Below are 18,221 nucleotides of genomic sequence, written 5' to 3'. Positions count from 1 at the left end.
TTCACATGGGGGCCGGGTAGACCCGGGACTGTTTCACGCTGCCGAAGGCGAAGCTGGACTCGATCGAGGCGATGCCGGGGATGGCGTGGATCCGGTTGCGCACGAGGGATTCGTACGCCTCCAGGCTCTCGATGACCACGCGGAGCAGGTAGTCGCTGCTTCCGGCCATGAGGTAGCAGTCCTGGATGTGCTCGATGAGCGCGACGTGCGCCTCGAAGACGCCGACCGCCTCCTTCGTGTGCCGGTCCAGCCGGATCCGCACGAAGACCGTGATCGGCAGGCCGAAGGCGACCTGATCGACCATGGCGGTATAGCCGCGGATCAGGCCGGCCTCCTCCAGCCGCCGCACCCGGCGCAGGCAGGGGGAGGGCGAGAGCCGGACCCGGTCGGCGAGGTCCTGGTTGGAGAGCCGCCCGTCGGCCTGCAACTCGCGGATGATCTGCAGATCGACTGCGTCCATGGCCCTTCTCCGCCCTTCCTTGGCAGATCCTGCCCCAAACGTATGTCCGAGCGGCAGAACTGGCAATCGGCTGCCCCGGCGAAAGCCCTAGCGTTGCTCCTTGGCCGGATCCGGCCCCCCGAGGCTGGAGGAGCCCCTTGGTCACCACGAACGCCGGACCCGTCACGGCACTGCCCGAGCGGGCCCGCCCGAGGCTCTCGGCCACGGCGAAGGGCACCCTGGCACTGGTCGTGACCGTGCTCATCTGGGCCGCCTTCGCGCTCAGCGCGCGGGCCCTGAGCGCGTCCTCCCTGCTGCCCGCCGACGCGGCCCTGCTGCGCTTCGGCGTCCCGCTCCTCGTCCTGGCACCCGCCCTGTGGCGCCGACGCAGACGCATCGCCGCCGTCCGTCCGGCCACCGCGCTCAAGATCGCCTGCGGGGCCGGAGTGCCGTTCTTCCTCGCCGCGATGTACGGCGGCTCCCTGACCTCGGCGGCCTTCGTCGGCTCGATCGTCCCGGGGATGGTCCCGCTCTTCGTCTCCGCGCTGATGGTCGCCGCGGGCAAGGGGCTGCCGCGGGGCACGCAGGCGGTCGGGCTGGCACTGATCGCGGTCGGCGTGGTCGCCCTGGTCTGGCGCTACGTCGTCCCGCTGGACACGCAGGTGCTGGCCGGCGCCGGGATCCTGCTCGTCGCGAGCGGGCTGTGGGCCCTGTACACGTTCGGGCTGAAGGAGGTGGACCTCGATCCGGTCGGATCGATCGGCCTGCTGTGCCTGCCCTCGTTCGCGGTGATGGGGCTCCTCGTCCTGACGGGGGTGCTGCCCACCGGCCTGGCCTCGGCCGAGGGAAGCGACATCGCCCTGTTCCTGGTGGTGCAGGGGCTGGGGGTCGGCCTGTGCGCCGGCCTGCTGTACGCCTACGCCATCCGCAGCCTCGGCGCCGAGCGCAGCTCCACCGTGGGCAGCTTGAGCCCGGTCGCGGTGGTCCTGCTGGCCATCCCCCTGCTGGGCGAGTCTCCGACCGCGGCGGTGCTCGTCGGAGTCCCCCTGATCACCGCGGGGGTGGCCCTGGCCAACCGGCGCCCCCGCACCCGTACCGCCGCCCTGCCCCTCCCCCGTACCCAGCCCGAGGTTCCCGACCATGCTTGAGCTCCTCCTCCCGCCGCCCGTCGACCCGCTGTGGGACCTCACCGAGGCGTACGGCGCCGACGCCCGGCCCGAGCGCCTGAACCTCGTCCTCGGCGTCTACCGCGACCAGACAGGCGGCACCCCCGTCATGGCGGCCGTGCGCGAGGCCGAGATACGGCTGGCGGAGCGCTCCGCCTCCAAGGAGTACCGGGGGCTCTCCGGCAACACCGCCTTCAACCGGGCGATGCTGTCCATGGTCCTGGGCCCCGGCGGAGCGGCCGAGCGGGCCGTGGCCGTCCAGACCGTCGCGGGCAGCGGCGCGCTGCGCCTGCTGGCCGATCTGATCTGCCGGACCCGGCCGGGCACGACGGTGTGGATCAGCAACCCCGCGTACGTCAACCACCGGCCCATCCTGGAGGCCGCCGGGCTGACGGTGCGGACGTACGGCTGGCTCGACGCCGAGGGCCTCTTCGACACGGCGGGCATGCTCCGCGACCTCGGGGAGGCGCGGCGCGACGACGTGGTCCTGCTCCAGGGCTGCTGCCACAACCCGACCGGGGTCGACCCCAGCGCGCAGGCCTGGGAGGCGGTGGCCGAGCTCGCGGCGGAGCACGGCTGGGTGCCGTTCGTGGACCTCGCCTACCACGGGCTCGGCGACGGGCTGGAGGCCGACCTGGCCGCCACCCGGCTGCTCGCGGAGCGGGTGCCGGAGATGCTCGTCGCCATCAGCTGTTCCAAGAACTTCGGGCTGTACAGCGACCGGACCGGCTGCGCCGTCGTGCTCGGCGCCTCGCGGCAGTCACTGCGGCACGTGGAGACGGCGCTGCAGAACGCGGCCCGCACCCTCTACTCCATGCCGCCGGAGCACGGGGCCGCGGTGGTGACCGCGATCCTGGAGGACGACGGGCTGCGGGCCCTGTGGCGCGCCGAGCTGGACGGGATGCGGGCCCGGATCGAGGACAACCGGCGCGGCCTGACGGCGGAGCTGACCGCGCTGGGGTGGGGCGCCCGGGCCGACGTGCTGGCGCGGCAGAAGGGGATGTTCTCGATGCTGCCGCTGACCGCGCGCCAGATGCTGCGGCTGCGCAGCCGGTTCGCCATCTACGGGACGACCGCCGGGCGGATCAACATCGCGGGGATTCCCGCGCACCGGATCCCCTGCCTCGCCCAGGGCGTCGCGGCGGTGCTCGGCGAGGGGGACGGGTAGCCCGGCGGGCGGGCGCCCCCGCCTTCGGCCGTCCGTCCACCCGGACAGCCACCTGACATCCCATCAGGTCATCCGTCCCGGACTCTTGACTCTGTTACCGCCGGTAGCCATTCTCGTCACACTGCCTGCGCGGGACATGACAACCAGCCGACTCCCTCAGACGGTCTGCGTCCTCGACCGCGCCATCCGCCGACCGATGACGTGAGTGATGACCATGAACCGAGTCCCGCACCGAAGGCGCAGGCCCCTCGCGCTGCTCGCCCTCCTCCTCGCCATGGTGGCCATGGCCCTCGGCCCCGCGCCCGGCGCGGCCGCCGAGGGCGATGCCGGCTGGTGGAACCCGACCGCGCGGCCCGCGCCCGACTCCCAGATCAACGTCACGGGCGAGCCGTTCAAGGGCACCGACGCCAAGGGCCAGGTCCGGGGCTTCGTCGACGCCCACGACCACATCATGTCCAACGAGGGCTTCGGCGGCCGGCTCATCTGCGGCAAGGCCTTCTCCGACCAGGGCGTGGCCGACGCCCTCAAGGACTGCCCCGAGCACTACCCCGACGGCTCCCTCGCGATCTTCGACTTCATCACCAAGGGCGGGGACGGCAAGCACGACCCCAACGGCTGGCCGACGTTCAAGGACTGGCCCGCCCACGACTCGCTGACCCACCAGCAGAACTACTACGCCTGGATCGAGCGCGCCTGGCGCGGCGGCCAGCGCGTCCTCGTCAACGACCTCGTCACCAACGGGGTGATCTGCTCGGTCTACTTCTTCAAGGACCGCGGCTGCGACGAGATGACCGCCATCCGCCTGGAGGCGCAGAAGACGTACGACATGCAGGCCTTCGTCGACAAGATGTACGGCGGCCCGGGCAAGGGCTGGTTCCGGATCGTCACCGACTCCGCCCAGGCCCGCGAGGTCATCCAGCAGGGCAAGCTGGCCGTGGTGCTCGGCGTCGAGACCTCCGAGCCGTTCGGCTGCAAGCAGATCCTGGACGTCTCCCAGTGCAGCAAGCAGGACATCGACCGCGGCCTCGACGAGCTGTACCGGCTCGGCGTGCGCAGCATGTTCCTCTGCCACAAGTTCGACAACGCCCTGTGCGGGGTCCGCTTCGACGAGGGCGCGCTGGGAACGGCGATCAACGTCGGCCAGTTCCTGTCCACCGGCACCTTCTGGAAGACCGAGCAGTGCACCGGCCCGCAGCACGACAACCCGATCGGCCTGGCTCCCGCGCCGCAGGCGCAGAAGGAGCTGCCGGCGGGGGTGGCGGTCCCCTCGTACGCCGCCGACGCGCAGTGCAACGCGCGCGGTCTCACCGACCTCGGTGAGTACGCCGTACGGGGCATGATGAAACGCAAGATGATGCTCGAAGTCGACCACATGAGCGTCAAGGCGGCCGGCCGCGCCTTCGACATCCTCGAATCCGAGTCCTACCCGGGCGTGATCTCCTCGCACAGCTGGATGGACCTGGGCTGGACCGAACGCCTCTACAAGCTGGGCGGGTTCGCCGCCCAGTACATGAACGGGGCCGAGGGCTTCAGCGGCGAGGCCGCCCGCACGAAGGCGCTGCGCGACAAGTACCAGGTCGGCTACGGGTACGGCACCGACATGAACGGGGTCGGCGGCTGGCCCGGCCCGCGCGGCGCCGACACCCCGAACCCGGTGAAGTACCCCTTCCGCAGTACCGACGGCGGCTCCCTCATCGACAGGCAGACCACCGGGCAGCGCACCTGGGACCTCAACACCGACGGCGCCGCGCACTACGGCCTGGTCCCCGACTGGATCGAGGACATCCGGCTCGTCGGCGGCCAGGGCGTCGTGGACGACCTCTTCAAGGGCGCCGAGTCCTACCTGCGCACCTGGGGGGCGTCCGAGCAGCACAAGGCCGGCGTCAACCTCGCCGCCGGCGCTCCCGCCTCGGCCAGCTCCGCCGAGTGGAACCCGTTCATCAGCTACGCCCCCGGCCGGGCCGTGGACGGGGACACGGGCACCCGCTGGGCGAGCGACTGGAACGACGACCAGTGGCTGCGGATCGACCTCGGCTCCCCGGGGGTGGTCAAGCGCGTCACCCTCGACTGGGAGCGCGCGTACGGGAAGTCGTACCGGATCGAGGTCTCGACGGACGACGTGAACTGGCAGACGGTGTGGTCCACGACCACCGGCGACGGCGGCCTGGACACCGCACGGTTCGCGGGCGTCCCGGCCCGGTACGTACGCGTCCACGGCGCGGGCCGCGGCACGCAGTGGGGCTACTCCCTGCACGAAGTCGGCGTCTACAGCAGCTGACGGCCCGAAGCGGCGCTCGTAGGCCGGGGCAGGCGGAATCGGCTCGTCCGATGACGCCCGCCCCGGCCTCGGCCGTACCACGTACGAAGGGAACCGATTCCGCATGGCACGGATGCCGGTGGCGCAGCGGCGCAGGCAGCTCACCGAGGCCGCGATCCGCGCGATGGCCCGCGACGGCGTCCCCAGGACGACGACCCGGTCGATCGCCGCCGAGGCGGGCGTGTCGCTGAGCGTCTTCCACTACTGCTTCGACTCCAAGCAGGCGCTGCTCGAATCGGTCATCGAGACGATCACCGAGCACTACCTGACGGTGGTCAAGGCGGCGATCCGGCCGCGCACCACCCTCCGGGAGACCGTCCGGGCCGGCTTCCAGGCCTACTGGGACCACGTCCGGACCCACCCGGCCGAGCACATGCTCACGTACGAGCTCACCCAGTACGCCCTGCGCGAGCCCGGGTTCGAGCACCTGGCGCGGCGCCAGCACGAGCTGTACTGCGCGACGTACGCGGAGCTCGTCGAGCAGGTCTGCCTCGGCATGGGGACCGGACTGCGCGTCCCCGTCCCCGTCCTGGCCCGCTATCTGGCGGCGATGACGGACGGGCTGACCCTGAACTTCCTGGTGCTCGGCGACGCGGCCGCCGCGGCGGCGATCCTCGACATGGTCTCCGACCACGTGGCCGGCCTGGTCCACGACGAGCGGCCGCTGCCGTCCCCGGAGCCCCTGCTCCCCTGAGGTCCGCCGCGTTCACGCGAGGGCCGGGTGGGCCTCCGGATGGGCGTTCCACCAGGCGCGGTGGAAGGGGTTGTTGTCCACGTTGGCCAGGTACGCACCGGCTGCCGCCCGGTAGAGGGAGTCCGCCTGTCCGACGGAGACCGCCGAGCGGTTCCAGGCGAGCCGGATACGGCCCGTGATCGGGGTGCCGAGCAGCGGGCGCATCACCGTGCCCTCCACCGCGGGGGCCGTGGGCTGGGTCAGGGAGATGGCGCGGCCCGCCGCCACCAGGTCGTGGCGCATCTTGCGGTCGGTGATCCGGTGGCGCAGTGACGGGGCGAAGCCGGCCTTCGCGCAGGCCTCGACCAGCGCCTCGGGGCCGCCGTCGTCGTCCTCGACCAGGGTCATCCACTGCTCGCCGGCCAGTTCGGCGAGGTCGAGGACCTCCCGTCCCGCCAAGGGGTGCCGGGTGGACATGCGGATGCAGAAGGGCTCCTTGGGCACCAGGGTCCGGGCCAGGGTGCCTTGGGGCAGCGCCACCTCGTGGTCGTTGACCTCGCCGTAGACGATGACGTCGTACCGGCCCGCGCCGAGCATCCGTACGAGCGCGGTCACCGAGTGCTCCACGTCCACGGTGATCTCCCGCCCGGACAGGACGAGGTCGGTGCGCTCCAGCAGCCCGTCGATGAGGACGAGCAGGATGCAGCCGAGCCGCAGGGGTGCGTCGGTCGCCATCGCGCGGCTCTCGGCGCCGAGGCTCTCCATCTCGGTGAGTACGCGGCGCGCCTTGGCCAGCACGAACTGGCCCAGCGGCGTGGGCTCGACCCCACTGCGGCCGCGGACGAAGAGCTCGCCGCCCGTGACCCGCTCGATCCTGCGCAGCTGGGCCGAGAGCGCGGGCTGGGAGACGCCGAGCCGCCGGGCCGCACCCCCCAGACTGCCGGACTCCGCTATTTGGCACACGGCTTGCAGATGCCTCAACTCCAGCTGCATTCGGGCAGCTTACGCAGCGTGACACGACGGCACCATAACGCGGACCTTATGGCCGCAGGGATGTCCCAATCTCGTCATGTCCACGCCCATACTCGGCGCCAACACCCGCCCGTCCCCTCGGGCGGATCCCCCCCACGATCGGAGTGGACTCGTGCAGCCCACCAGATGGATGGCCTCCGTGGCGGCCCTGGCGCTGACGGCTGGCCTCGCCGGCACGCTGGCCACCGCCGCGGCCGCCGCGCCACAGGCCCAGCCCCCCGCGCCCTCCCCGCAGGCCAGGTCCGCCGAGCGCGCGGTCGCCGCCGCCGACGCCGCGGTCCGCAGCGGCCTCGACACCCTGGTCAACTCGCCCCAGCAGCAGTACGACCGGCGCCTGGTCACCCCCTGGGTGCAGGACCTGTACTCCGTCGCCTACGAGCGCAGCTACCGCGGTCTGCCGGTCGTCGGCGGCGACGCGGTCGTCCTCGCCGACGGCGAGGGGCGGGTACGCGCCGTCCAGTCGGCCTCCGCCACCGCGATCGACGTGGCGACCACCCCCTCCGTCAGCGCCAAGGCCGCGGAGACGGTCTCGCGTGCGGAGCTGGCCAAGGTCGACAAGGTGCTCGACAGCCGGCTCGTCGTCAAGATCAAGGACGACAAGCCGGTCCTCGCCTGGGAGACCGTCCTCTCCGGCAGCACGAAGACGGCTCCCAGCAAGTTGCACGTCTTCGTGGACGCCCGCACCGGCAAGGTCGTCGACCGGCACGACGAGGTCGTCGCGGGCAGCGGCACCAGCAAGTGGAACGGCCCCAACCCGCTCAGCATCGACACCACCGCCTCGGGCGGCTCGTACACGCTGCGCGACCCGAACCGGCCCGGCCTGAGCTGCGCCGACTACAGCACCGGCAGCGTGTTCACCAAGTCCTCGGACTCCTGGGGCACGGGCAACGCGACCTCCAAGGAAACCGGCTGTACGGACCTGATGTTCGCCGCCCAGAAGCAGTGGGACATGCTGGGCCAGTGGCTGGGCCGCAACGGCGTCAGCGGCAACGGCCGCAGCTTCCCCGGCAAGGTGGGCCTGAGCGACCTCAACGCGTACTGGGACGGAAGCTCGGTCACCATCGGGCACAACAGCGCCAACGAGTGGATCGCCGGGATCGACGTGGTGGGCCACGAGTACGGCCACGCCATCGACTCCAACACCCCCGGCGGCACCAGCGGGCAGGAGGCCGGGCTCGGCGAGGGCACCGGCGACATCTTCGGCGCGCTGACCGAGGCGTACGCCAACGAGCCGGCCCCGTACGACACCCCCGACTACACCGTCGGCGAAATGATCAACCTGCAGGGCCGCGGGCCGATCCGGAACATGTACAACCCGCCGGCCGTCAACAACGACCCGGCCTGCTACAGCTCCGCGATACCCGGCACCGAGGTGCACGCGGCCGCGGGTCCCCTGAACCACTGGTTCTACCTGCTGGCCGAGGGCAGCAGCCCGGGCGGCGGCAAGCCGAACAGCCCCACCTGCAACCAGTCCACCGTCACCGGCGTGGGCGTGCAGACCGCCGGCAAGATCTTCTACGGCGGCATGCTGCTCAAGACCAGCAGCATGTCCTACAAGAAGTACCGGACGGCGACCCTCAGCTCCGCCAAGTCGCTCGACCCGGCCACCTGCAACCTGTTCAACCGGACGAAGGCCGCCTGGGACGCCATCAGCGTGCCCGCCCAGTCCGGCGACCCGACCTGCACCCCGAGCGGGCAGAACGACGACTTCTCGATGGCGCTGAACCCGTCGTCGGGCACCGTCCAGCAGGGCGCCTCGGTCACCACCACCGTGACCACCAGCACCACCACCGGCCAGGCGCAGCAGGTGACCCTCACGGCCACCGGCCTGCCGTCCGGGGTGAGCGCCTCCTTCAACCCGGCCACCGTGCAGTCCGGCCAGTCCTCGACGCTGACCCTGTCCGCCACGGCCAACGCGGCACCCGGAACCTCCACGATCACGGTCAAGGGCCAGGGCCCGGGCCTCGCGCACACCGTCGACTACGCGCTGAGCGTCGGCAGCACGCAGCCGGGGAACGACCCGCCGAACGTCAACGTGGCGAACGTGCAGGCCCACCTGGCCCAGCTGAACACGATCGCCTCGCAGAACGGCGGCAACCGCCGGGCGGGCAGCGCCGGTTACACCCAGTCCGTCGCGTACATCAAGGGCAAGCTGCAGGCGGCCGGCTACACCGTCACCGAGCAGAACTGCACCTCCTGCACCTACCCGTCCAACAACCTGATCGCGGACTGGCCCGGCGGCCCCGCCGACCAGACCGTCATGTTCGGCGCCCACCTCGACAGCGTCTCGGCGGGTCCGGGGATCAACGACAACGGCTCGGGCTCGGCGACCCTGCTGGAGAACGCGCTCGTCCTCGCGCAGAAGAACCCCACCCTGACCAAGCACGTGCGCTTCGCCTGGTGGACCGACGAGGAGCAGGGCCTGAACGGCTCGGAGTTCTACGTGGGCCGGCTCAGCAGCGCCGAGAAGGCGGCCATCAAGGGCTACTACAACTTCGACATGGTCGGCTCGCCCAACGGCGGCTACTTCATCAACAACGTCAACTCCACCACGGCCGCACCGCTGAAGGCGTACTGGGCCTCGCTGAACCTCGCCCCCGAGGAGAACACCGAGGGCCAGGGCCGCAGTGACGACTACTCCTTCCAGCAGGGCGGCATCCCCACCTCCGGCTACGCCGCCGGTGCCAGCGCCCGCAAGACCTCGGCGCAGGCGGCCAAGTGGGGCGGCACCGCGAACGCGGCGTACGACTCCTGCTACCACAGCTCCTGCGATACGACGAACAACATCAACGCGACGGTGCTGGACCGCAGCGCCGACGGGGTCGCCTACGCGATCTGGAAGCAGGCGGTCGGCGGGGACACCCCGGCGCAGGACTTCTCGATCGGCACCTCCCCGTCCGCCGGCTCCGCCGCTCCGGGCACCAGCGTCACCTCCACGGTGAACACCACCACCGTGAGCGGCAACCCGCAGACGCTCGCCCTGTCGGTCTCCGGCGCCCCGTCCGGGGTGACCGCCTCGCTCAGCCCGGCCTCCGTGCAGTCCGGCGGCTCCTCGACGCTCACCGTACAGGTCGGCGCGGCCACCACGGCGGGCACCTACACCCTGACCATCACCGGCACCGGCACGGTCGCCCACAGCACCACCTACACCCTGACCGTGGGCGGCGGGGGCACGTGCACCCCGCAGCAGGTCGTGGTCAACGGCGGCTTCGAGAGCGGCAGCAGCCCGTGGACCGCCACCGCCGGGGTCGTCACCAACCAGTCCGGCCAGGTCTCGCACGGCGGCGCGTACATGGCGTGGCTGAACGGGTACGGCGCCTCCCACACCGACAGCGCCTCGCAGTCGCTGGCGCTGCCGGCCGGCTGCGCCACGGCCCGGCTCGCGTTCTACCTCCACATCGACACCGACGAGAACGAGAGCGTGGTCTACGACCGGTTCACCGTCTCGGTGGGCGGCCAGACCCTGGAGACCCTGTCCAACCTGGACGCGGCCCCGGGCTACGTGCTCAAGAGCTATGACGTGTCCCGGTTCGCCGGCCAGACCGTCACCCTGACGTTCCAGGGCGTGGAGGACCAGTCCCTCCAGACCTCCTTCGTCGTGGACGACGTCACCCTCCAGGCGAGCTGACGCCCGCCCGGTGTCCCCGCGTCAGTACCGGCGCGGGGACATCACCTGGGGTACGGCGTCCGGGCCCTCCAGGACGCAGCGCGGGACGCCGGGTCCCGGGGTCGCCCGTACGGACACCGCGGTCGGCGGATCGGTCGGCAGTTCCACCTGCACGGTGACGGGCCGGTCGTGGTGCGTGGTGCCGTGCCCGGTCTCCTTGCCGTCGACCAGGATCTCCACGTCGACGCGGCGGCCGGTCTCGACGGTGGCGCTGACGGAGTGCCCCGCGTGATCGATGTGGAAGTGATGGCGTCGTCTCATGAGGTCGCCTCCGTCGGGGCACTGCTGAGCCTCCCCCCGTCCAGCGTAGCCGGGCCCGCCGGGGACGGCAGGTCGGGAGCGTTTTGGCCTCGGGGGCGGATCCTCAATACGATCCGGCGATGATCACAAGAAAATGGGTGGCGGCCGGGGCCTGCGGCCTGTTGGCCACTCTGGCGGTCGGGCTCTTCCCGGCGAATGCAGCCGCCGGCGAACCGGTGGCGAAGGAGTCCCCCAAGGTCGAGCTGGTCCTCGACGTCAGCGGCTCGATGCGGGCGACCGACATCGACGGCAAATCCCGGATGGCCGCGGCGAAGCAGGCGTTCAACGAGGTACTGGACGCCACGCCGGACGAGGTGCGGCTCGGGATACGGACCCTCGGGGCCACCTATCCCGGTGACGACCGCCAGCTCGGCTGCAAGGACACCAAGCAGCTCTACCCGGTCGGCAAGCTCGACCGGACCGAGGCCAAGACGGCGGTGGCCACCCTGGCCCCCACCGGCTGGACCCCGATCGGGCCGGCCCTGCTGGGCGCGGCCGAGGACCTCAAGGGCGGCGACGCCACCCGGCGGATCGTGCTCATCACCGACGGCGAGGACACCTGCGCCCCGCTCGACCCCTGCGAGGTGGCCCGTGACATCGCGGCGCAGGGCATCCACCTCGTCATCGACACGCTCGGGCTCGTCCCCGACGCCAAGACGCGCAACGAGCTCGTCTGCATCGCCGAGGCCACCGGCGGCACCTACACCTCGGTACAGCACACCGCCGAACTCTCCGGCCGCGTGAAGCAGTTGGTGGACCGGGCGGCCACGCCCGTCGTCACGCCGGTCGCCACCGAGGGAGCCAAGCAGTGCGCCGGCGCCCCGCAGCTCGGCGCGGGCCTCTACACCGACCGCGAGACCTTCGGCGAGCACCGCTGGTACCGGGTCGACGTCAAGCCCGGCCAGGAGCTGCGCGCTTCGGTGAGCGTCGCCGCCGACCGCGCCGTCAACAACGACTACGGGGTCATGCTGCGGGCGACGACCGTGCACGGCCGTGAGATCGTCCGGGGCTCGGAGGCGGGCGACGGGCGCACCGACATGATCTCGACCGGTCTTCGGTACCCGAAGGCCGAGGTCGAGGACTCCGAGGGGGACGGCGACGGGAAGGGGGCGGTGGAGACCGTCTGCCTCCAGGTCAGCAACTCCTTCTCGGCCCCCGCCTCGGTGAAGACCACGCCGGGACTGCCCGTCGAGCTCACCATCGACGTGGTGGACGGGCCCGACGACGCCTCCGACGCGGCGGCGTTCGGGCTCGGCCGCGGCTGGTGGCTGATCGGCGTGCTGGTCCTCGCCGGCCTCGTCGCCGGTCTGCTCTGGGGCTGGATCTCCCGCTGGCGTATCTCGGTCTGGAGGACCAACTGATGCGTACCGTACGCGTACTGACCGCCGCCGCCCTCGCCGCGGTCGGGATCCTCGGCCCGGCGGGCGCCGCCCTCGCGGACACCCCGTCGCCGAGCGCGAGCGCGAGCCCGGGCGCCAAGGCCTCGGGGCCGACCGAGGCGGGCACGGCCTTCCGGACCGCCACGGCGATCCGGCCGGGCCAGCGGGCCACGGCCGACGCCTCCACCGGTGACTACCTGTACTGGGTGGTCCCCCTGGATTCGGGGCAGCGGGCCACGGTCAAGGCCACGGTGAAGCTGCCTCCGGCGGCGAACCGGCACTCCGCCTCGACCTGGCAGCTCGACGTCTACGACGGCCTGCGCCGCCGCCAGGCCTGTACGTACGGCACGCAGCAGGCAGCGGCGGCCAAGGAGGCCGCCTCGGTCGAGCTGTCCTGCACCCTGCGCACCGTGCGCCCGGGGGCGGAGCCCTGGGCCAACGACCCGCTGCCGGGCAGCTACTACGTCCGCCTGACGGTGGTCGGCGTGGCCGAGGAGGACCTGGGTCTTCCCGTACGGGCCGAGGTCGAGGCCTCCACCCGGGACACGGGAGGCGCCTTCGCGGTGGACGGCGCCCTCGCCAAGCCGCTCGTGCCCGGCATCGGCAAGGCCGCCCAGGCGGGCTCCGCGAATGCGGCGCAGCCGGCGGCGGTCGGCGAACCGGCCGACGGCTGGTCCGGTGGCCGGTGGTCCGACCGCTGGATCTGGACGGCGGCGGGCGGGATCCTCGGCGCCCTCGCCGGCATCTTCGGCTACTCCCTCACCCGCGGCAGGGGCCGGCCCTCCGGGGTCCCGCCCCGCGGCTGACCGGCCCGGCGGCCACGGCACCCCGCCGTGGCCGCCGGGGCCGCGGTCCGTCCCAGGACGCTCAGTAGCCCGCCTCCGCCCGGCCCGCGTCCGCCGAGATGTCGAGGCGTCCCGGCGCGGCCGGGTCGTCCATCCCCGGCGCGATGTCCAGGCGCCCCGCCCCGACCCGGGCCGTGACCCGGAACCGGGTGGCCGCGGGCACCGTGAGCCGGACCCGGCCCGTTCCCGCCCGGGCGGTGACCCGATCCGGCGGCGCGGCGAAGCGCGCGACGGCCGAGCCCGCCCCGGCCCGGATCTCGGCCTGCGCCGAGCTGAGCCCCGAGGCGTCGAGCGAGCCCGAGCCGACGCTCGCCCGCAGCGGCCCGCGCAGCGCGCTCAGCAGCAGCGTCCCGGCGCCGACCTCGGCGTCGACGGAGCCGCCGAGCCCGCTGATCGCCACCGTGCCCGAACCCGCCGTCACCTTCACCGGGATCCCGGCGGGCACGGTGACGCCCAGGTCGACCGAGCAGCCGAATCCGGAGGCCACGAGGTCGGCGACCGCCGGGCAGCGCGGGGTCAGCCGCAGCGTGTCTCCGAGCCAGCTCTCCTCGATCTCCGGGGCCGCCGCCGACCAGCGCACCCGCGCCTCGTAGGCCACCCGCCCGTCGGACCGGGGGGTGAGGCGCACATCGGCGCCGCCGGCGTCGATCTCCACGGCGGAGACGGGCCGTTCGCCGCTGCCGCCGCTCAGCGTCCCGCTCTCGGTGGAGGCGTACGCCCAGACCTGCCGGGCGGCCGGGGCGACGACGAGCACGGCGCTCAGGGCGGCGACCACGATCCAGGCCGTGCGCCGCGGGCGCCGCCCGCGCCCGGCGCCCCCACCGTCCCCGCCGTCCCCGCCGTCCCCGCCGCCCTTCACGAGGCTCCGTCCAGGAAGCGCAGGACCGCCAGCACCCGCCGGTGGTCGCCGTCCGCCTGCGGCAGGTCCAGCTTGGCGAGGATGTTGTTGATGTGTTTGGCGACCGCGCTCTCGCCGACCACGAGCTGCGCCGCGATGCCCGCGTTGGAGCGCCCCTCCGCCATCAGCGCGAGCACCTCCCGCTCGCGCGGGGTGAGCCGCTCCAGGGGGTCGATGCCCCCGCGGCGCAGCAGCAGCTGCGAGACGACCTGCGGGTCGAGTGCGGTACCGCCGGCCGCGACCCTGCGGACGGCGTCGATGAACTCCTCCACGTCGGCGACCCGTTGCTTGAGCAGGTACCCGATGCCCCCGTCCTGACCGGCCAGCAGATCGGCGGCGTAGCGCTCCTCCACGTACTGCGACAGGAGCAGGACCGAGGTGCCGGGCCACTGCCTGCGGATCATCAGGGCCGCCCGTACGCCCTCGTCGGTGAATCCGGGCGGCATGCGGACGTCGACCAGGGCGAGGTCGGGTTCGTGCTCGGCGACGGCGGCGAGCAGCCCCTCGGCGTCCCCGGTCTCCGCGGCCACCTCGAATCCCGCCATTTCGAGGACCTTGACGAGCCCTATTCGCAGCAGCACCGAGTCCTCGGCGATCACAGCCCGCACGGCAGCTCCACAGTCACGACGGTCGGGCCCCCGGAGGGGCTGTTGATCAAGATGGTTCCGTCGACCGACCCTACGCGTTTGCGCAGGCCCACCAGTCCGGTACCGCCGGCCGGATCCGCGCCGCCCACCCCGTCGTCGGTGACGGTGATGCGCAGCAGGTCGCCGTCCCGGCGGGCATCCACGTGACAGCGCGAGGCCTTGGCGTGTTTGGCCACGTTGGCGAGGGCCTCGGAGACGACGAAGTAGGCGACGGCCTCGACGGTGGGGCCGGGGCGGCGCTCCAGCTCCACGGTCAGTTCGACGGGCAGGGGCGCCCGGGCCGCGATGCCGGAGAGGGCCGCGTCGAGTCCCCGGTCCTCCAGGACCGCCGGGTGCAGCCCGCGCACGAGGCTGTTGAGCTCCTCGATGGCCTCCTTGGCCTCCCGGTGGGCCTCGTCGATCACGGCCTTGGCCTCGGGCGGCAGGTCCGTGAGCGTGGCGCGGGCGATCCCGAGGTTCATGGCGAGCGCGACCAGCCGCTGCTGGGCTCCGTCGTGCAAGTCCCTTTCGATCCGCCTGCGTTCGAGGTCGGCGGCGTCCAGGACGCCGGCCCGGCTCACGGCGAGGTCCTCGACGCGGCGTGCCAACTCCTTGGCCCGGCTCGGGCCGAGGAGGGCGGCCGCGGCGAAGGAGTCGAGCCGCGCGAGGGCGGCGGCGAGCCAGGGGGTGGCGAGCAGCAGCAGGCAGCCCAGCACGGTGACGGTGTCGTAGCGCCGGGTCCAGCCCGTGCCGCCGGTGTCGAGGGGCAGCAGCCAGAGCCAGCCGTAGACGGTGGCAGCGGCGAACCCGCAGGCCCAGGCGAGGACGGTCAGCGCCCCGCCGATGGCGGCGAGCGGGCTGAGCAGCAGGTGGTAGCCGTACTGGCGCCAGGTCGACTCGGAGCGCAGCCGTGCGAGCAGCGCCCCCGGGCGCAGGGGCCGGTCCCCGTACGAGACGGCCGGGATCTCCTGCTCCAGCAGCTCCCGGAAGCGGCTGCGCTGGAGCCGGGTGAGCAGCGGGGTCAGGCCCAGCAGTACGAGCAGTGTGAACGGGGCGGCCTTGAAGAACACGAACGCGGCCACGGCGGGCAGGGCCATCGGGACCCCGGCGGCGGTGAACGCGGTACTGCGCCAGGCCCACGACGACCAGGGCGCGTGGTCGGCGGTCCAGCGTGTGGTACGCCTCAGCGCCCCGGAAACTCCCATACCCGTACGGTAATCGCACTGGTCAGGGCCGCTCCATCACCCTGGTGCCCGGCCGGGGGTGTAGCCAGTGCCACCCCCGGTTCGGACGGTGCCGCTACTGATTCCGCTCCCCCGCGCGGCCAGAGTGATCTTCGTGCCCGGGGGACCGACCGCCGGGGCCGGAAGGAGCTCCCGCGCCATGACCCTCGTCGCCCCGCGCTTCCAGACCCGCCGCACGCCCCGGCCCCGGCTCGCCACGCTGCTGACCGGCGCCGGCGTGGCGCTGGTGCCGTGGATGGTGGTGCTCGCCAAGACGCTGCCGCACACGGCGGAGGTCTCCAACTGGTCGACGGCCTGGATCGGGCTGGACGCCATGCTGGCGGCCGGCCTGGGCGGTACCGGTCTGCTGCTGGGCCGCCACGATCCCCGTGCGGCGCCCCTGGCCGCCGCGACGGCCGCGCTGCTGGTGATGGACGCCTGGTTCGACGTGACGACCGCGGCCTCCGGCGGCGCCCGGGCGACGGCGGTGGCCCTGGCGGTGTGCGCGGAGCTGCCCCTGGCGGCGCTCTGCGCGGCGGTGGCGGCCCGCCGCCCGGTGTTCTAGCGTCGAAAGGGCGGGGTGCCCGCCGCGGCGGCCGTTCCGCCCGAGTGCCCGCCGCGCCGCCCCCGTCCGTGGCCCGGCGCACCCGCGGGCCGCGTGAGCGACCGAGAGAGCAGGTGCGTCCGTATGCGTCCGTCGGCCCGTATCCCCAGCGTCCTCGCCGGTTTCGTCCTCGTCGCCGGTGGTGCCTTCTTCGCCGCCCCGGCCGCCGGCGCGGCCGCCCCCACCAGCGTCCAGCAGTGCGAGCAGTACATCACGCAGCACGGCAAGCAGCTCAAGGACGGCGTGGGGCAGGCCTGCTACGAGGGCCAGATCGGCAACCAGACCAGCTGCGCCGCGAGCCTGAAGGCCATCGGCTTCTCCTCGGACGTCGCGTCCGGGGCCTGCCGCGCTGCCCATTAGGAGCGGCCCCGCGGATCAGACCGGGTGGCCGTTCTCGTCGGTGGGTTCCTTCTGCGTGGAGAACCTGGAGACGAACACGTCGAAGAGTCCGTCCGGGCGCCGGGTGAGCGTGGCCCCGTCCTGCCAGATGCCGTTGTCCGGCCACCACTGGCTGCCGTACGGATCGCCCTGGTTCTGATGGACGTTGTGCATGCCGAGCCCCTCGTCGAAGGGCTCGCCGAAGACCAGGACGGGCCGGCCGGCGACGAGGATCGGCTCCAGCGCGGCCGAGGCCTCCAGGTAGGAGCCCGAGACCCAGGGCCGGGGCGGGTGGAGCCGGTCCAGGATCCGCTGGAACCACCGCGGCGGGTGGCCGCCGAGGAGACAGCCGGGGCGGTCCGCGAGCGCCGGGTGGCGCAGGTAGTCGAGCGCGCCGGATCCGGAGGTCCGGGCGAGGTCGTGGTATCCGGGCGCGGGTGACGCGACGGGATCGAGCACCGAGGCGTGCAGGGTGAACACCTTCCACTGCACGCCGACGGCGGAGTGTTTGCTGTCCACGTCGATGGCGCATGCGTAGCGCCCGGCGGGCGCGTCGACCTCCAGGTGGACGTGGAACCAGCGGCCCTGGTCATCGGGCCGGTCACGGAAGTGGCGGTGCAGGGTTCCGGACAGCACTCCGTAGTTTTCGAGCGGCATGGCGCCAGTGAACCACCCGGGCCGCCCGGCGGCGGCCGCCCTCGGGCGTGTCCCGGCGATCCCCGGCCGCGTCCCGCGATCTCCCGCCCCATGGCGAACACTTGACGCAACGTTGACTCCTTGCGGAGCGAGCCGCGGCGGGCCCGGTGGCTACCGTCCCTGCCATGCCCCTTCCTCCTCCCCTCCCGGTCCTCCCGTACCGCAAGCCGACCCGCGGGCGCGACTACTGGGTCCTGGACGACGTACTGCCCGACCCGGACGCGGTACGGGAGCGCTGCCTGGCCAAGGACGACTGGACCGAGGGCTACCCGCACAAGCCCGAGAGCTGGCCGGGGCTGCGCGCGATGCCGGGTCTGGAGCCCGATGAACTGGCCCTGGTGGAACGGCTGGTGCGCAAGGTGACCGGCGCGCCGAAGATCTGGGCCGAACGGCCCGCGGGCGGCGGGACGTTCAACCACAACTGCGTCCAGGTGGTCGGCGAAGGTGAGTCCGAGTCGCGCCCGCACACCGACTCGCGGAGCCTGTGCCGCTACGCCGCCGTGCTCTACCTCAACCCGAAGGTGCCCAAGGACTGCGGGACCAGCTTCTACCGGCAGAGCCTGCCCGGCGGCGCCCTGGGCGGCAACCAGGTGATCGCACCGCACAACAACCTGGTCGACGCGCTGGGCACCCGCTTCGTCTCCCCGGACTCCTTCACCGAGGACGTACGGGTCCCCCACCGCGCCAACCGCCTGCTGCTCTACCACGCGAACCTGATCCACAGCGCCACCGGCTACTGGGGCAGCACTCTGGAGGAGAAGCGGATGACGGCCGTCTTCTTCTGGAAGGCGTAACGCCGCGCCGGGCCCC

17 protein-coding genes are annotated in these 18,221 nt (G+C 72.7%); 10 read left to right on the top strand and 7 right to left on the bottom strand.

Annotated elements, in window-relative coordinates:
• Position 1: 1 nt before the first annotated feature.
• A complete protein-coding gene (locus CP980_RS28795) occupies positions 2-460 on the bottom strand; it encodes an Lrp/AsnC family transcriptional regulator (protein ID WP_150529377.1) in 459 nt (152 codons plus the stop codon).
• 137 nt (positions 461-597) lie between these two features.
• Between CP980_RS28795 and CP980_RS28790 the strand changes: the two genes are divergently transcribed.
• The 4 genes from CP980_RS28790 (at position 598) to CP980_RS28775 (ending at position 5,784) form a co-directional block, all read left to right on the top strand.
• Positions 598-1,587: a DMT family transporter gene (locus tag CP980_RS28790; protein WP_229906974.1), complete on the top strand. Its 990-nt coding sequence runs from the start codon at positions 598-600 to the stop codon at positions 1,585-1,587.
• Entirely contained in the window at positions 1,580-2,773 is a 1,194-nt protein-coding gene (locus CP980_RS28785) for an amino acid aminotransferase (protein WP_150529376.1), read from the top strand. The genes CP980_RS28790 and CP980_RS28785 overlap by 8 nt, the downstream gene beginning before the upstream one ends.
• 208 nt (positions 2,774-2,981) lie before the next feature.
• The gene (locus CP980_RS28780) at positions 2,982-5,051 is read left to right on the top strand and encodes a galactose-binding domain-containing protein (RefSeq protein ID WP_189998510.1); all 2,070 of its coding nucleotides are present in this window, start codon (positions 2,982-2,984) and stop codon (positions 5,049-5,051) included.
• A 103-nt stretch (positions 5,052-5,154) separates the two neighbouring features.
• Positions 5,155-5,784 (top strand): TetR/AcrR family transcriptional regulator, encoded by a 630-nt coding sequence (locus CP980_RS28775; protein WP_132758765.1) that lies wholly within the window; start codon positions 5,155-5,157, stop codon positions 5,782-5,784.
• Between the two features lie 12 nt (positions 5,785-5,796).
• On the opposite strand, the gene CP980_RS28770 is transcribed toward CP980_RS28775, so the two are convergent.
• Positions 5,797-6,756 carry a LysR family transcriptional regulator gene (locus tag CP980_RS28770; protein ID WP_123515604.1) on the bottom strand — a complete coding sequence of 320 codons (960 nt, stop codon included), beginning with the start codon at positions 6,754-6,756 and terminating at the stop codon, positions 5,797-5,799.
• 169 nt (positions 6,757-6,925) lie between these two features.
• On the opposite strand from CP980_RS28770, the gene CP980_RS28765 reads away from it, so the two are divergent.
• Positions 6,926-10,423 carry a M28 family peptidase gene (locus CP980_RS28765; RefSeq protein ID WP_150530388.1) on the top strand — a complete coding sequence of 1,166 codons (3,498 nt, stop codon included), beginning with the start codon at positions 6,926-6,928 and terminating at the stop codon, positions 10,421-10,423.
• 21 nt (positions 10,424-10,444) lie between these two features.
• Here CP980_RS28765 and CP980_RS28760 read toward each other — a convergent pair whose 3' ends face one another.
• Entirely contained in the window at positions 10,445-10,723 is a 279-nt protein-coding gene (locus CP980_RS28760; protein ID WP_123515600.1) for a hypothetical protein, read from the bottom strand.
• Positions 10,724-10,842: 119 nt separating this feature from the next.
• Here CP980_RS28760 and CP980_RS28755 point away from each other — a divergent pair, with 119 nt between their 5' ends.
• Positions 10,843-12,123 (top strand): VWA domain-containing protein, encoded by a 1,281-nt coding sequence (locus CP980_RS28755; RefSeq protein WP_150529375.1) that lies wholly within the window; start codon positions 10,843-10,845, stop codon positions 12,121-12,123.
• Positions 12,123-12,947, top strand: coding sequence for a hypothetical protein (locus CP980_RS28750; protein ID WP_150529374.1), 825 nt, complete (start codon positions 12,123-12,125; stop codon positions 12,945-12,947). The genes CP980_RS28755 and CP980_RS28750 overlap by 1 nt, the downstream gene beginning before the upstream one ends.
• Positions 12,948-13,008: 61 nt before the next feature.
• Here CP980_RS28750 and CP980_RS35290 read toward each other — a convergent pair whose 3' ends face one another.
• Genes CP980_RS35290 through CP980_RS28735 form a run of 3 tightly spaced genes read right to left on the bottom strand, consistent with a single transcriptional unit; the run spans position 13,009 to position 15,715 of the window.
• Positions 13,009-13,845, bottom strand: coding sequence for a DUF4097 family beta strand repeat-containing protein (locus tag CP980_RS35290; RefSeq protein WP_167535888.1), 837 nt, complete (start codon positions 13,843-13,845; stop codon positions 13,009-13,011).
• Entirely contained in the window at positions 13,842-14,492 is a 651-nt protein-coding gene (locus CP980_RS28740) for a response regulator (protein WP_123515592.1), read from the bottom strand. Before CP980_RS28740 ends, CP980_RS35290 begins: the two co-directional genes overlap by 4 nt.
• Positions 14,480-15,715: a sensor histidine kinase gene (locus CP980_RS28735; RefSeq protein ID WP_132758761.1), complete on the bottom strand. Its 1,236-nt coding sequence runs from the start codon at positions 15,713-15,715 to the stop codon at positions 14,480-14,482. The genes CP980_RS28740 and CP980_RS28735 overlap by 13 nt, the downstream gene beginning before the upstream one ends.
• A gap of 178 nt (positions 15,716-15,893) precedes the next feature.
• Between CP980_RS28735 and CP980_RS28730 the strand changes: the two genes are divergently transcribed.
• The gene (locus CP980_RS28730) at positions 15,894-16,298 is read left to right on the top strand and encodes an LPXTG cell wall anchor domain-containing protein (RefSeq protein WP_150529373.1); all 405 of its coding nucleotides are present in this window, start codon (positions 15,894-15,896) and stop codon (positions 16,296-16,298) included.
• A gap of 123 nt (positions 16,299-16,421) precedes the next feature.
• Entirely contained in the window at positions 16,422-16,697 is a 276-nt protein-coding gene (locus CP980_RS28725; RefSeq protein ID WP_099893979.1) for a hypothetical protein, read from the top strand.
• Positions 16,698-16,712: 15 nt separating this feature from the next.
• Here the strand turns inward: CP980_RS28725 and CP980_RS28720 are convergent, their stop codons facing one another.
• A complete protein-coding gene (locus CP980_RS28720) occupies positions 16,713-17,372 on the bottom strand; it encodes a DUF2278 family protein (RefSeq protein ID WP_132758759.1) in 660 nt (219 codons plus the stop codon).
• A gap of 164 nt (positions 17,373-17,536) precedes the next feature.
• Here CP980_RS28720 and CP980_RS28715 point away from each other — a divergent pair, with 164 nt between their 5' ends.
• On the top strand, positions 17,537-18,205 hold the full coding sequence (locus tag CP980_RS28715; protein WP_132758758.1) for a DUF6445 family protein: 669 nt from the start codon (positions 17,537-17,539) through the stop codon (positions 18,203-18,205).
• Positions 18,206-18,221: the final 16 nt, after the last annotated feature.

Origin of the sequence: Streptomyces vinaceus (genome assembly GCF_008704935.1) — a bacterium.
Lineage (GTDB): Bacteria > Actinomycetota > Actinomycetes > Streptomycetales > Streptomycetaceae > Streptomyces > Streptomyces vinaceus.
The sequence above is the reverse complement of the archived record's forward strand: the minus strand, read 5'-3'. Positions and strand labels throughout refer to the sequence as shown.

Coding starts and splice junctions, on each gene's coding strand:
- CP980_RS28715 (WP_132758758.1), top strand. CDS start 17,537: ATGCCCCTTCCTCCTCCCCTCCCGGTCCTCCCGTACCGCAAGCCGACC.
- CP980_RS28760 (WP_123515600.1), bottom strand. CDS start 10,723: ATGAGACGACGCCATCACTTCCACATCGATCACGCGGGGCACTCCGTC.
- CP980_RS28720 (WP_132758759.1), bottom strand. CDS start 17,372: ATGCCGCTCGAAAACTACGGAGTGCTGTCCGGAACCCTGCACCGCCAC.
- CP980_RS28735 (WP_132758761.1), bottom strand. CDS start 15,715: ATGGGAGTTTCCGGGGCGCTGAGGCGTACCACACGCTGGACCGCCGAC.
- CP980_RS28795 (WP_150529377.1), bottom strand. CDS start 460: ATGGACGCAGTCGATCTGCAGATCATCCGCGAGTTGCAGGCCGACGGG.
- CP980_RS28770 (WP_123515604.1), bottom strand. CDS start 6,756: ATGCAGCTGGAGTTGAGGCATCTGCAAGCCGTGTGCCAAATAGCGGAG.
- CP980_RS28765 (WP_150530388.1), top strand. CDS start 6,926: ATGGCCTCCGTGGCGGCCCTGGCGCTGACGGCTGGCCTCGCCGGCACG.
- CP980_RS28785 (WP_150529376.1), top strand. CDS start 1,580: ATGCTTGAGCTCCTCCTCCCGCCGCCCGTCGACCCGCTGTGGGACCTC.
- CP980_RS28750 (WP_150529374.1), top strand. CDS start 12,123: ATGCGTACCGTACGCGTACTGACCGCCGCCGCCCTCGCCGCGGTCGGG.
- CP980_RS28775 (WP_132758765.1), top strand. CDS start 5,155: ATGGCACGGATGCCGGTGGCGCAGCGGCGCAGGCAGCTCACCGAGGCC.
- CP980_RS28725 (WP_099893979.1), top strand. CDS start 16,422: ATGCGTCCGTCGGCCCGTATCCCCAGCGTCCTCGCCGGTTTCGTCCTC.
- CP980_RS28755 (WP_150529375.1), top strand. CDS start 10,843: ATGATCACAAGAAAATGGGTGGCGGCCGGGGCCTGCGGCCTGTTGGCC.
- CP980_RS28730 (WP_150529373.1), top strand. CDS start 15,894: ATGACCCTCGTCGCCCCGCGCTTCCAGACCCGCCGCACGCCCCGGCCC.
- CP980_RS28780 (WP_189998510.1), top strand. CDS start 2,982: ATGACCATGAACCGAGTCCCGCACCGAAGGCGCAGGCCCCTCGCGCTG.